A 12895-nucleotide genomic window follows, 5' to 3' on the forward strand; every position below is an offset into this window, starting at 1 on the left:
CGATAGCCCAGAAACAAAAAACCTCCGTCGACACTTACCCGGTCGCCCACGGAGCATATCGGCACATCATTGTGCGCCATTTTGATCAAATTTTTTAAGATGCCCGCAGGACGGAAGAAAACAAAACGGGAGGCACGGCGTGCCCCCCGTTTCAACCTGACTTACATCAGGCCAGCTTCTTTGAAGTATTTGACAGCGCCGTCATGCAGCGGTGCCGAAAGGCCGTCTTTGACCATTTCTTCTTTTTTGAGGATCGCAAAAGCCGGGTGCAGCTTTTTGAAATCCTCGAAGTTTTCAAAGACTGCTTTGACAACATTGTAAACGACGTCCGCATCGGTTGCGGTCGAGGACACGAAGGTCGCGCCGACACCGAAGGTCTGAACGTCGTCCGGGTTACCGCGATACATGCCGCCCGGAATGGTGGCAACACGGTAATACGGGTTATCGGCAACCAGTTTGTCGATTTCCGGACCGGCAACTTCGACCAGAACAGAATCACAGGAAGATACAGCTTCCTGAATCGAACCGGACGGATGACCAACGACATAAAGCATCGCATCGATCTTGTTATCGCAAAGCGCCTGCGACTGTTCAGCCGGCTTCAGTTCGGATGCCAGTGCGAAATCGTCAAGGGTCCAGCCCTTGGCGTTCATCACGATTTCCATGGTGTCGCGGCTACCCGAACCCGGGTTACCGATATTGACACGTTTGCCTTTAAGGTCATCAAAGGTTTTGATGCCGGAATCAGCGCGGGCAACAATGGTGAACGGCTCCGGATGGATCGAGAAGACAGCACGCAGTTCCGGGAACGGGCCGACGTCTTTGAATGCTTTTTCACCATTCAGGGCATAGTACTGAACGTCAGACTGGGCAACGCCAAGATCCAGTTCGCCCGAACGAATGGTGTTGATGTTGTAGGACGAACCACCAGTGGACTCGACCGAGCAACGAATGCCATGCTCTTTACGGTCTTTGTTCACCAGACGGCAGATTGCACCACCGGTCGGATAATAAACGCCCGTCACGCCACCGGTACCGATGGTGATAAAACGGTTTTCCTGTGCCGATGCCTGTCCGGCGAACAGCGACGCACCAGCCAAGGTGGCAATGGCACCCGCTACAGCAATAAGTTTCTTCATCAGGATTAGCTCCCTATTACACCCTGTTATAAAGTTTTCAACCACACCGCGAGGATGTGGCGGAAAAACATGGAAACATCAGATAAATCAGATGTTTCAGCGAGGGGATTATAATGACGAGCCCCAAGAATTGAAACCCTATAACCCCGAAACCCCCTGATACTTTTATGTCAGGTAACCAGTCTGTTTTCATTGGCGCGCCAAAGTCTACCACTGCGGTTGCATGATTTTTCGCGCCTGATCGCCGGTCGCAACAGTCCGACCCATAAGATACGCGCCTTCGCGCGCCTGAACGATCAAAGCAGCATTGTCGACCGCACCCGAACGGTCAACCAAAAGATGATTATTTTCAAAACCAATGCGCGCATGGCCACCCAATCCGGCCGCCGTCAACGCACAGGCATTTTCATGTGCCCCGAAGGCGCACATCATCCATTCCGACACAAAGGGCGACGTCCCAAGATACGGCAAAAGGTCCTTGGGATCGGATACCTGCCCCGTGGTGTACCGGCCCAGAACATAAAGCACCGGCAGCTTTTCACCCGGAATGACACCATCACGCACAAGCTGGTTGAACCGGATCACGTCTTCTGGCGCGTACAGGATGAATTGCGGCAGGATATCCGCCTCGCGCATGAAGGCAAAGAAATCGCGCAGTTCATCAAGATCGGCATTTTCCGGCGCAATTTCGCGCACTGCAATCGATACCGCCTCGGGCACAAGTTCGCGGATCATCGCCATCTGATCCTGCGCACCATACATGCCGACCGCTTCGCTCGTGACCTGCAACAGCATGTTATCACCAACACTTGCGCGCACCTCGGTCAGCATTTCACGATACCGGCCCACATCAATGCTGTGCTTCTGGTCATCATCACGCACATGCAGATGCATCATTGCCGCCCCGGCGGCCTTGCAGTTGGCGGCTTCCTTGGCCAGTTCGGCCGGGGTTATCGGAATGCTGGGCAGATCGGCCTTGGTTTTGCGCGCCCCATTGGGGGCCGATGCGATCAGAAACGGGGTTTCACCATAAGACATTACAAAAGCCCCTCGGCGGTAAACACGTCATTCATCGCCAATTCAAACAGATCAACGATCCTTGCAACATCATCCCCGGTCACGATAAAGGGCGGCGCAAACAGCAAATGGTCACCCCGCACGCCATCAATCGTGCCGCCCATCGGATAGGCCATCAACCCGCGCGCAAAGGCTGCCTTCTTGATCTTGGCGTTGATCTTGCGCGCCGGATCAAACGGGTCTTTGGTTTCGCGATCCGCGACCAGCTCAAGCCCCCGGAACAATCCCCGACCGCGAATATCCCCCACAAACGGATGTTGCCCGAACCGTTCGCGCAATCCATCGGCCAGCAATTCGCCCTGCCTGATCACATTGGTCAAAAGGTCGCGTTCGCGAATGGTTCGCTGGGTTGCAAGGGCCGCGGCACAGGCGGTTGCATGCCCCTGATAGGTATGGCCGTGCTGAAAGAAACCCGATCCATTGGCAATCGCGTCATCGATTTTCTTCGACACCAGGATCGCACCAATCGGCTGATATCCGGCACCCAGCCCCTTGGCGATGGTTTGCAAATCACCCGAAATGCCTTCCTGTTCAATCGCATGCAGGGTGCCGGTGCGGCCCATCCCGCACATGACTTCATCAAGGATCAGCAGCACACCATACTGATCGCAAATCTCGCGGATGCGTTTGAAATAACCCGGCACCGGGGCCAAGGCACCCGATGTTGCGCCGACAACCGGTTCGGCAACAAAGGCGGCAACGCTGTCGGCCCCCAGTTCAAGGATCGCGGTTTCAAGTTCGTTGGCGACCCGCAAACCATACGCCGCGTCACTTTCGCCCGGCAACTGGTCACGATACGGATAACAGGGCGCGATATGGCTTGCCGTAATCAGCAGCGGCTCGAACTGCTTGCGACGCCACATATTCCCGCCAACCGAAAGCGCGCCCAGCGTATTGCCATGATAAGACTGGCGGCGCGCAATCACGTATTTCCGGTCCGGCTGCCCGATTTCAAGGAAATATTGCCGCGCCATTTTAAGCGCCGCCTCTGTCGCCTCCGACCCGCCCGAAACGAAATACGCCTTTGCCATGCCTTCGGGGGCATGGGTTACAAGGTCCTCGGCCAGTTCTTCCATCGCATCGGTGGAAAAGAAACCCGAATGGGCATAGGCAATCTGATCAATCTGGGCATGCATGGCCGCACGCACCACCGGGTCGGAATGCCCAAGGCATGAAACCGCGGCACCACCGCTGGCATCCAGATAACTTTTGCCGTTCTGATCAAAGATATAAATACCTTCGCCCCGCACCGCACGCGGCGGGGTCGCAAGACTGCTGCGATGAAGGACATAGGTTTCGGGCTGGCTGTGGGGCTGGTTCATGATCGGGAATTCCGGGTGGAGGCGGCTTCTTGATGATAGGTATCGAAAGCCGCAAGTTGTTCTTCCGCAACGGCAATCCGTTGCAGTACCTTTTGACCGCCGCGCGCAACCAGAAGGGCGACAAGCGCCTGCATGACCGAAACGCTGGTGGTAAAGCTTTGGAAAAAGGATGGGGAACTGTCTGATACGACCAGCTTTGCAACCGCATCGACCGCAATCGGCGCAACGTCCGAATCGCAAACCGCAATCACCGGGCAATGCTGTTTGCGGGCAAACGCGACCGCGCGCACCGTATCGCGAATATAGGGCCTTGCCCCGACGGCAATCAGAACGTCCCGCGGGCCAATCCCGCGCAACTGGTCCCCGAATGCCCCTGCATGCCCGTCAACCAGAACACCATTTTCGTTAAACAGCCGATAGGCATAGGCAAACTGATACGCCGCCGGATAGGCCGCGCCACGCCCGACGACAAAAACCTGACGGGCGCGCGCAATATGTTCACACGCGTCCTTCATGCGTTCGCACATTTCCGGCCCGAATGCCTGACCGATATTGGCAATCTCGGCCTGCGCGATGCTTTGCAGCAGATGTGCATCGCGATGGATATCGGCTTCGCTGTTTTGCAACGCGCGCGCCCGGTGTGCGTAACTTGCCGGCAGGTCAAGCAACCGGTTCTGGTAACTATCGCGGAACTGCTGCCAGGTATCGACACCGATGGCTGCCATCAGGCGGGTAACCGTACTGGGTGGCACATTGGCCGCCCGTGCAAGGGCGCGCATCGAACGCAGGGCCACATCATTGGGATGATCAAGGATATGGCGCGCCGCCTTCTGCATTTGCGGGCTCAGTGTCGCATAATCGGAAATCAGCTTTTCGCGCAAATCGGTGTAAACACCCATTTTCCCGGGTTCCTGTGATCAATTGATCGGAAAACTACGCCACAGCGCCACAGGATTTGCAACGAATGTTTCAATTACATGATTTAATGAAACGTTTGTTTCGCAAAATGTTTCATGGCCGCAGTACCCCTTAAGGCTGCAATTGGTAAAAACCATGGACTTATAAGAAAAAGATGTAACAATACCAAATTCGCGGCAGGAACGTTTACGTTTCATATAAAGATATAAATCTACATTCGCGATGTGGGACTGGGCACCGAATCGATAAGGTGGCCAATGAATAATCAGATCATCGATGCACTGGCACAGACAAGTGCGGGCATCGCTCTTTTTGACAGCAATGAACGGATCATCTATGCGAACCCGGCGTGGGAACAGCTGATTACCGGCGTTGCCGAAGAAGACCTGCTGTTTTCCGAAACGGAACTCGCTGACGGTGGCATGATTTCCGTCTGCTTCGTCAAGCCGCAGGCGGAGCATCCCCACCCGATTGCCCTTCCGGCATCGGCCAATGACAGTAAAATCGGCACCGTGATCATCGCCGATGACAGCGAAAGCAACCGCATGGTCGCGCGCCGCATCCTGCAAGCCGAAGGATACGGCATTGTCGAGGCCACCAACGGACAGACGGTTCTGAACATGCTGCGTCGCGGGGTTACGGCCGATCTGATCCTGATGGATGTTGAAATGCCCGATATGGACGGCTTGCATACGACGCGCCGCATCCGCCACATGCAGGGGCCGGTTGCCCATACCCCCATCATTGCCTTGTCTGCCCATCAGTCGCGCGACTGGAACGTCATTGCGCGTCAGTCCGGGGTTGATGAATTTATCAACAAACCGATCCAGCGCACCAAGCTGCTTGATACCATCCGCGACCTCATCAGCCGGTCCCCGGAGGGTGCGGCTTCCGCCCCGCGTCTTTCGCCGCCGCCGGTATTGCGATCCAAGGGGGCACGCATCACCCGCCCGGAACGCCTTGATCCCCCCTCAAGCCCGGTGCTTGATATCCGCACCCTCGAACAGCTTTATGCCGACGCCGGGGACGAAGGCGCATCATGCGGTATCGACCTTTTCATCAATGAAACCGAAACCCGTCTGGTCAAAATTGACAACGCGCTGTCAAATGACGACCTCGCAACCGTCCGGGACGAAGTCCATGTGCTCAAAAGCACCTCGGGTACCTTTGGCTTGCGCCAGCTTTCCGATTTGTGCGGGGTCACACAGAATTTCTTTGAAGAAGACGATATCGACGAAGGCCGCATCCTTGCCCTGTCACGCCAGGTGGTGCAACTGGCACCAACGGCCCTGACCGCGCTTAATCTTTACCGCCGTTCACGCGGCTGGGGCAATCCGCAAGGGCCTCAATAGCCTGCCCCCACGACAACTCTCGCCACCCCGGGCACACCTATTGCCGAGGCCGGGGCCAAGCTTAGGCTTGAGGCAGAATTAAGGACTGAGCCCCAAACCTCGTCAAAAACCTCAGTCCAAGCCCCCAGCCCAAACCAAATGCACGATTTTCATATCGCGGCCTTGGGCACCGTTTTTTCCTGAACCACTGCCTTTATCGATCCATCTACGCTGCCTTTTGCACGCATGATCTCTGCCCGGCGATCCGTTGCAAGATGCATCTGCCAGATCCGCCATACGATTAGCGCCCAAAGGCCAAGCGCCATATCCTGCTCGCCATGCCGTGTTGCCCTGCGCCAGTAATCCTGCCGCGTGCGATCCCGTATCGGCAGATCGGCAAACAGCATCTCGATAATCCGGGCCTCGCGCCCCCACAAAAGCCCCCCAAGCTTCGCCAGCCAGTCAGCCACCGGCGGATTGAACCCGACTTTAGCTGAGCTCAGGTGACCATCCGGCATCATCGGCGCGATGGCCGCACGCAATAACGACTTGGCCCCGCCACGCAGATGCCCCTGTGCCAAAACACTTTTGGCAATTGCCATCACCTCATGGCCAAGCAATGGCACCCGGTATTCCAGCCCGTACGCCATGCCACACCGGTCCGACATCGCAAGCTGATTGCCCGGCAATGTCACCCGTCGGTCAAACGCCATCATCTGATCGCACAAATCACCTTCTGACAAATCTTCGGGTACCACTAACCGCGCGCCCAATTCCGCCAATCCACAACGATCATTCCAGTATTGAAACGCCCTTTGTGCGTCGCCCTGCCCGCCCCGAACAAACCGCGCCCCCCCGCGCGGCAGCAACCGGGCAATATTGCCTGCCATCTTTCGTCGGATGAAACCCGGAACAGACTGCCACGCGCCGAATATCGCGGCCGCCTGATAGCGCGGATAGCCCCCAAACAGCTCATCCCCGCCATCCCCTGCCAGACAGATCGGCACGTGCCTTGATACCGCCGCACCAAGCGCCTGCATCAAAACAACCGACGGATTGCCAAAGGGCGACCCAAAAGCCCGCAGGCCATCATTCAGATGCGCCAGAATTTCTTCGGGCCCGTCAGGTGCCACGACGACATGCAGCTCCGTCCCCAGATGTTTTGCCAATTGCCGCGCACGTGGTGTTTCATCCATCCCGGCATCGCGGAACTGCATGACAAATCCCGGTGGCGGCTTTTGCCCGCGTTCACGCGCGACATCACACGCCATCGCGGCAATCGCACCACTATCCATTCCACCGGACAAAAGCATGCCAACATTACGGTCCGCATCCATCGCATCGGCCACCGACTGGCGAATGGCCCCGCGCAGATCGGCAACTGCGTCTTCGCCGTCATATCGGTGGCAAGTGGCTGGCCGGATCATCCGGCTATCAATCTTGCCATCCTGCCAGCAGATCGGCTCCCCCGGCCGTAACTGCCGGATATCGGCAAAGCCGGTCGCCGGTGCCGGGACAAACAGATGTGCAAGATAATGCGGAAAAACATTCTGGTCCGGCATGGTCGGTACGATGCATCGCAGGGCGGCAATCTCGGACGCGAAAGCCACATTGCCACTGCCGTACTCCACGAAATAAAGCGGCTTTATCCCGACCGGATCACGCCCCAGCCAAAGCTGCCGCAAGGCGCAATCCCAAAGCGCAAAGGCATACTGCCCGGACAGATCGCCAAGCGGTTTGGCAGGATCACCACCATCACGCAGGGCATTACCAAGAACCGTCAGAAACAGCGCCGCATCACTGTCGCTTTCAACAGTGAAACCATCTTGGCGCAAGGATGAAATACGCCGCCGATGCCCGGCAATATAACCGTTAAACGCCAGAACAAACCGGCCATCGGGTGAAATCAGGGGCTGATTTGCCGCAGCCCCCGGATCGGTCGTGATCAGCCGACGCACGCCAAGCGTTACCGCACCCGCGGGATCAGACCAGCACCCTTCACCATCCGGCCCCCGATGGGCAAGTGCATGCAGTGCTGCGTGAACACGTGGTTGCTCCCCGCTGGCTGTCGCCCCTGCCAGTCCACACATTTATTGATCTTCCGGTGCTTCTTCGTGACCCGATGGCATATCAGGGTCACGATCCCGCCCCAACCGCCCCTGCAAATCCGCCAGCACATATAACCGCAAGGCGCTTGACAGGTTACCGTCGCGGCCTTCGTCAACCTCGGCCACCAGTTCGGCAATTGCCATGTCGCGCCGTGTGGCGATGCCCTGAAGTTCGGACCAGAATGCATCTTCAAGCGAGAAACTCGTCCGGTGTCCGGCAATTGTCACAGATCTTTTTCGAACGTCGCTGCTCATCGGCCTGTATATCTTCCCAATCCTCGGCAACTCGATCATCATGCCGGTGGCGTCACCCGATCATGATAAGGCATCCCTATGAAATTCATACATCTTTCCGACACGCATCTGCTGGCCCGTGATGACCTTTCGCGCCCACCACATGCGGGTGATACGCTGCGTGCCGTCATTGCCGAGATCAACGAATATCATGCTGATGCCGTGATCTGCGTGATTACCGGCGACATCACCCATCATGGCCGCCCGGAACAATATGACCACGCGGTCGAACTGTTCGCGACCCTTGCCATGCCGTTTATCATGATCCCGGGCAATCACGATATCCGCGAACCGATGCTCGCCGCCTTTCCCGATACGCCGCGCGATGAAAACGGCTTTATCAATCATGGTCAGACAATCGGCGGCATCCGCTTTGTGATGCTTGATACCATCGTCCCCGATGCCCATCACGGCACATTGTGCGACGCCCGGCTTGACTGGCTGAAACACGAACTGGCAGAGCACCAAAACCTGCCGACCTTCCTGTTCATGCATCACCCGCCGCTTGATATGGGCCTGCCGTTTCTTGACTCGATCCGGATGGATGCAGACGCCGAACTGGCCGCCATCATCAAGAAAAATCCGCAGATCAGGCATATCTTCCTTGGCCACCTGCACCGTCCAGGCAACGGCATCTGGCAGGGTATTCCGTTCAATGTCGGCGGCAGCAGCCAGAAGGGCGAGCCTCTCGACATGCGCCATGAAAAGGAAGAAGAACTGGTTGAACGCGCGCCGTTAAAACCAATGTTTGGCATCGTGCTTGCCGATCCGTCGGGCAATGTGCGCTATCATTATGAAACAGTGCCGTTCGACTAGGATCACGGCGCGGGGCGCGCCCATTCCGCCAGCACCACCGGATCGCTTTCCATGCGTTCATGACGGGATCGCAGGGCGTCAAACGCCTTGCCATCCATCAATTGCGACAGCGCCCAGACCGCCGATCCGCGCACAAGCGGGCTTTCGTCGGTCAAAAGGCTCTCGACACGCGGCACAAGATTGACCGCCCCGCTATTGCCCACCGCCGTCAGGACATTGCGCAAAAACTTCGCCCGCCCGATCCGCTTGATCGGCGATCCGGTAAAGAAATTGCGGAATGTCTCGTCATCCAGATCAAGGAAATCGGCAAGCCTTGGCGCGGTCAGTTCGGCGCGCGGGATAAAGGCCATTTCCTGTGTCCGGCTGGCAAACTTGTTCCACGGGCATACCGCCAGACAATCGTCACAGCCATAAATCCGGTTGCCCATGGCGCGTCGAAACTGGGGCGGGATCAAGCCGTCATGTTCTATCGTCAGATACGAAATGCATTTGCGCGCATCAAGCTTGTAGGGGCCCGGAAACGCATCGGTCGGACAGGCCGAAAGGCATTTGGCGCACGACCCGCAATGATCGATTTCCGGCTCCGCCAGATCAAATTCAAGCGTCGTGAAAACCTCGCCCAGAAACAGCCAGCTACCATAGTCGCGCGACACAAGATTGGTATGCTTCCCCTGCCAACCAATCCCGGCGGCCTGCCCCAACGGCTTTTCCAGCACCGGAGCGGTATCGACAAACACCTTGACCTGTTCGCCATCAGCACCCGCTTTCTGCGCCTGTTCCATCATCCAGCGCGCAAGCTGTTTGAGGCGTTTCTTGATCAGATCGTGATAGTCGCGGTTTCTGGCATAGACCGAAATCATCGCCCGGTCGGGATGATCCAGAAGGGTTAGCGGATTTTCCGCAGGGCCATAGTTGGAACCCAGAACAATGACGGATTTGACATCCGGCCACAGCATTTTCGGATCGCGACGGCGCGGCAGCCGTTCCGGGTCATTCATCCAGTCCATGGTGCCATATTCGGCAGCGGCGACAAATTCATCGAGCCGCGCCTGATTGCGTTCGTCAATCTGCGGGCGCGCCACGCCACAGACATCAAAGCCGATTTCACGGGCTTTGGCCTGAAGGCTTTCAAGGGTGATGGCAGCAGCAACCGTCATGGCAAAACATCTGGGTCGTTTTCTCTCTCTGTGCTGCCTTATATAGGTTTGTCGCCGAAACGCAAAAGACCGCAGCACATGGCTGCGGCCTTTAAGTCGACACCGGGCGAAATCAGAAGCGATATCGCAGCGTCGCCAGAATTGTGCGTTCCTCGCCATAATAGCAGTTATCCGACCACTGCGTAATCAGACAGGACGCGACATATTCCTCGTCCATCAGGTTATTCACATTCAGCCGGAAATCGGCATTGTTCATGCCAACCTGCGCCAGATCATAGTTCAGCACGACATCAACCAGCGTGTAGTCCGGAACCATAAGGGTGTTGGCCTCATTCGCAGCCGTTTCACCGACATAGCGGATACCCGCCCCGATGCCGAGCCCGTCAAGCGCCCCCTGATCAAAGCGGTAATGCCCCCAAAGCGACACCATATGTTCGGGCACCTGCTGCGGGCGATTGCCATCCTTGACTGACCCCGGCGCATCAAAGGACGCATCGGTATAAGTGTAACCGGCCAGCACGCTAAGATTATCGGTCAGTTCGGTGCGTGCCTCAAGCTCAATACCTTGGGACTCAATCGTTCCAACCGGCTCCCATGCCGTTGTCAGGTTGTTATAAACCGCAACGTTTTCCTGTTCGATATGGAATGCCGCCGCACTCAGCATCGTTTTGCTGCCTTCAGGCTGGAATTTTACGCCGACTTCATATTGCGTACCTTCGGTCGGTTCCAGCGGCTTGCCCGATGCGTCACTCGACAGGCTGGGATTGAAGGATTCCGAATAATTGAAATAGGGCGCGATGCCGTTATCAAACAGATAAAGAACCCCGGCACGTTTGGTCAGCTTGCTGCGGTCTTCACCCTGTTCAACATTGGTCAAACGGTTCAGGTTGCTGGTTTCCAGCCAATCCTGCCGAAGCCCCAGCGAGAAACGCCAGTTTTCATATGCCAGTTGATCTTCGGCATAAAGCCCGGCCTGTTCAAGGGACCGGCTGTTGCTGTTGGTGATTGTTCCCAAAGCAACCCCGGGGCTGCCATAGACCGGATTGAAGGCATCAATGTTCGATGCCCCGGTAAACAGCCATTTGTTTTCGCTTTTGCGGTCCTGATAATCAAAACCCATCACAACCTTATGATCAACGCCACCGGTGGCAAAATTGGCTTCGGCCTGGTTATCCACCGTAAAGGCGCGAAGGCTTTCATCCCCGCCACCATAGGTTCGCGTCAACTCGTTCGAGGTACCGCTCCAGCCCGTCTGGTAAATCTGGTCAAGATGCACATCGGCATCAAGGAAGCGGAAGTTCTGGCGCACCGTCCAGGTATCGTCGAAATCATGTTCAAACTCGTAACCAACCATGTTCTGGGTACGCTCATAACTTTCCAATGCCGGATCACCGTCAAAGAAAGTGTTCGAGATATACTGGCCGTTACGCGGGAAAAGCGTGCCTTCGGACGGCAGGCCATTATGGGTGCCGCCTTCCGGGTCTTTCTGGAAATAACCCGACAGGGTCAGGCGCGTATCATCGCTGATATTGGCGGTCAGCGACGGGGCAATGGCATAACGTTCTTCTTCAGTACCTTCGAACTGGGTGTCGGAGGCGTCCGCCTTGCCAACAACGCGATAGGCAAGCTTGCCTGCCTCGTCCAGCGGACCGGTGAAATCAAAACCGACCCCGCGCTGATTGCGATTGCCATAGGAAAGCTCGACCTCGCCCTGCTGTTCGAATTGCGGTTTCTTGCTTGATAGTGCCACAAGACCACCGGGCGAACTGCGACCATAAAGCACCGATGCCGGTCCTTTGACCACATCGGCACGTTCGACGAAATAGGGATCGATCTGCATCGAGCTATAGGTCGAATCATCGCTCATGGTTTTCAGGCCATCGAGATAGATATTATCGATGCTGCGATCCACCAGGCCGCGCAGGATAATGTAATCGTACCGGTTTGACGCACCGACCTGGCCGGTGAAGGCACCTGGGGTATAGCGCATCGCCTGCATCACCGTCTGCGATCCCTGATCTTCCATCTGCTCCTTGGTCACCACGCTAATGCTTTGCGCTGTTTCAAGGATCGGTGTGCCGGTTTTGGTCGCCGCACGCGACCGGGTCGCGACATAGCCGTCCACCGGGCCATCTGCGGTTTCGGTGACCGCATTGGCTTCGACCCGCACCGGATCAAGCACCGTTTCACCACTGGCGGCGATCTGTTCAATCGTGACCGTGTTATCCTCGGTAAAGCGCCACGTATAACCCGTCCCGCTCAGAAGCTGGCCCAGCGCCTGATCAACCGTCATTTCCCCCTGAAGGGCGGATGCCTGAACACCGGAAATTCCGCCGGACGGAAAGAACAGACGCACGCCTGCCTGATCGGCAAGGCTGGTCAGAGCCCGATCAAGGTCCTGTGCCGGGATGTTGAAATCAATCACGCTCGCCTGTGCGATTTCGGCATTGTCGCGCGACGCGGCAATATCGGCCGCCGTCGCACAAAACGGTGCAATAGCAACAACGCCGGAAATCACCGTGGTTACCGCAAGACGGCGTTTCCAGCCCATCAGCATCATCCGCCGGGCCACACAAACGTTTGTATTCATTCCATAAGCCTTTTCGTCAGAAACCCCAATGCGAATGAAATTAAGAACCGAAATCATTCGCTGTTATTTCTGAGACGAAACCGGCTAACGTGATTTGCAGTAAAAAATTCAAAAAATTTTCAGATCGGGAAAAAGCCCGGAAC

The 12895-nt window shown here is 56.5% G+C and carries 10 protein-coding genes; 2 read left to right on the top strand and 8 right to left on the bottom strand.

What is annotated here, in order from left to right:
- Positions 1-161: 161 nt before the first annotated feature.
- The 4 genes from P8T57_RS04145 to P8T57_RS04160 form a co-directional block, all read right to left on the bottom strand.
- Positions 162-1139: a TAXI family TRAP transporter solute-binding subunit gene (locus P8T57_RS04145; RefSeq protein ID WP_007089664.1), complete on the bottom strand. Its 978-nt coding sequence runs from the start codon at positions 1137-1139 to the stop codon at positions 162-164.
- Between the two features lie 207 nt (positions 1140-1346).
- Complete coding sequence (locus tag P8T57_RS04150; protein ID WP_341364677.1) at positions 1347-2177, bottom strand: 3-keto-5-aminohexanoate cleavage protein; 831 nt, start codon at positions 2175-2177, stop codon at positions 1347-1349.
- Positions 2177-3538 carry an aspartate aminotransferase family protein gene (locus tag P8T57_RS04155; protein WP_341364678.1) on the bottom strand — a complete coding sequence of 454 codons (1362 nt, stop codon included), beginning with the start codon at positions 3536-3538 and terminating at the stop codon, positions 2177-2179. Before P8T57_RS04155 ends, P8T57_RS04150 begins: the two co-directional genes overlap by 1 nt.
- Positions 3535-4437 carry a MurR/RpiR family transcriptional regulator gene (locus P8T57_RS04160; protein WP_341364679.1) on the bottom strand — a complete coding sequence of 301 codons (903 nt, stop codon included), beginning with the start codon at positions 4435-4437 and terminating at the stop codon, positions 3535-3537. The genes P8T57_RS04155 and P8T57_RS04160 overlap by 4 nt, the downstream gene beginning before the upstream one ends.
- 276 nt (positions 4438-4713) lie before the next feature.
- Between P8T57_RS04160 and P8T57_RS04165 the strand changes: the two genes are divergently transcribed.
- Complete coding sequence (locus P8T57_RS04165) at positions 4714-5808, top strand: response regulator (RefSeq protein WP_341364680.1); 1095 nt, start codon at positions 4714-4716, stop codon at positions 5806-5808.
- A gap of 149 nt (positions 5809-5957) precedes the next feature.
- Here the strand turns inward: P8T57_RS04165 and asnB are convergent, their stop codons facing one another.
- Positions 5958-7877, bottom strand: coding sequence for an asparagine synthase (glutamine-hydrolyzing) (asnB, locus tag P8T57_RS04170; protein ID WP_341364681.1), 1920 nt, complete (start codon positions 7875-7877; stop codon positions 5958-5960).
- The gene (locus tag P8T57_RS04175) at positions 7878-8150 is read right to left on the bottom strand and encodes a ribbon-helix-helix domain-containing protein (RefSeq protein ID WP_007089671.1); all 273 of its coding nucleotides are present in this window, start codon (positions 8148-8150) and stop codon (positions 7878-7880) included.
- A gap of 78 nt (positions 8151-8228) precedes the next feature.
- Here P8T57_RS04175 and P8T57_RS04180 point away from each other — a divergent pair, with 78 nt between their 5' ends.
- Positions 8229-9005 (top strand): phosphodiesterase, encoded by a 777-nt coding sequence (locus P8T57_RS04180; protein ID WP_341364682.1) that lies wholly within the window; start codon positions 8229-8231, stop codon positions 9003-9005.
- A gap of 2 nt (positions 9006-9007) precedes the next feature.
- Here P8T57_RS04180 and queG read toward each other — a convergent pair whose 3' ends face one another.
- Together queG and P8T57_RS04190 are read right to left on the bottom strand one after the other, a co-directional pair.
- Entirely contained in the window at positions 9008-10162 is a 1155-nt protein-coding gene (gene queG / locus P8T57_RS04185) for a tRNA epoxyqueuosine(34) reductase QueG (RefSeq protein WP_341364683.1), read from the bottom strand.
- A gap of 112 nt (positions 10163-10274) precedes the next feature.
- Positions 10275-12752, bottom strand: coding sequence for a TonB-dependent siderophore receptor (locus P8T57_RS04190; protein WP_051682416.1), 2478 nt, complete (start codon positions 12750-12752; stop codon positions 10275-10277).
- Between the last annotated feature and the right edge of the window lie 143 nt (positions 12753-12895).

The organism is Thalassospira sp. SN3W, from assembly GCF_038070535.1.
Lineage (GTDB): Bacteria > Pseudomonadota > Alphaproteobacteria > Rhodospirillales > Thalassospiraceae > Thalassospira > Thalassospira xiamenensis.

What these genes read in the sequence shown, in the direction of transcription:
- P8T57_RS04155 (WP_341364678.1), bottom strand. Translation starts at nt 3,538, where the DNA reads ATGAACCAGCCCCACAGCCAGCCCGAAACCTATGTCCTTCATCGCAGC.
- queG (WP_341364683.1), bottom strand. Translation starts at nt 10,162, where the DNA reads ATGACGGTTGCTGCTGCCATCACCCTTGAAAGCCTTCAGGCCAAAGCC.
- P8T57_RS04145 (WP_007089664.1), bottom strand. Translation starts at nt 1,139, where the DNA reads ATGAAGAAACTTATTGCTGTAGCGGGTGCCATTGCCACCTTGGCTGGT.
- P8T57_RS04175 (WP_007089671.1), bottom strand. Translation starts at nt 8,150, where the DNA reads ATGAGCAGCGACGTTCGAAAAAGATCTGTGACAATTGCCGGACACCGG.
- P8T57_RS04165 (WP_341364680.1), top strand. Translation starts at nt 4,714, where the DNA reads ATGAATAATCAGATCATCGATGCACTGGCACAGACAAGTGCGGGCATC.
- P8T57_RS04150 (WP_341364677.1), bottom strand. Translation starts at nt 2,177, where the DNA reads ATGTCTTATGGTGAAACCCCGTTTCTGATCGCATCGGCCCCCAATGGG.
- P8T57_RS04160 (WP_341364679.1), bottom strand. Translation starts at nt 4,437, where the DNA reads ATGGGTGTTTACACCGATTTGCGCGAAAAGCTGATTTCCGATTATGCG.
- P8T57_RS04190 (WP_051682416.1), bottom strand. Translation starts at nt 12,752, where the DNA reads ATGAATACAAACGTTTGTGTGGCCCGGCGGATGATGCTGATGGGCTGG.
- P8T57_RS04180 (WP_341364682.1), top strand. Translation starts at nt 8,229, where the DNA reads ATGAAATTCATACATCTTTCCGACACGCATCTGCTGGCCCGTGATGAC.
- asnB (WP_341364681.1), bottom strand. Translation starts at nt 7,877, where the DNA reads ATGTGTGGACTGGCAGGGGCGACAGCCAGCGGGGAGCAACCACGTGTT.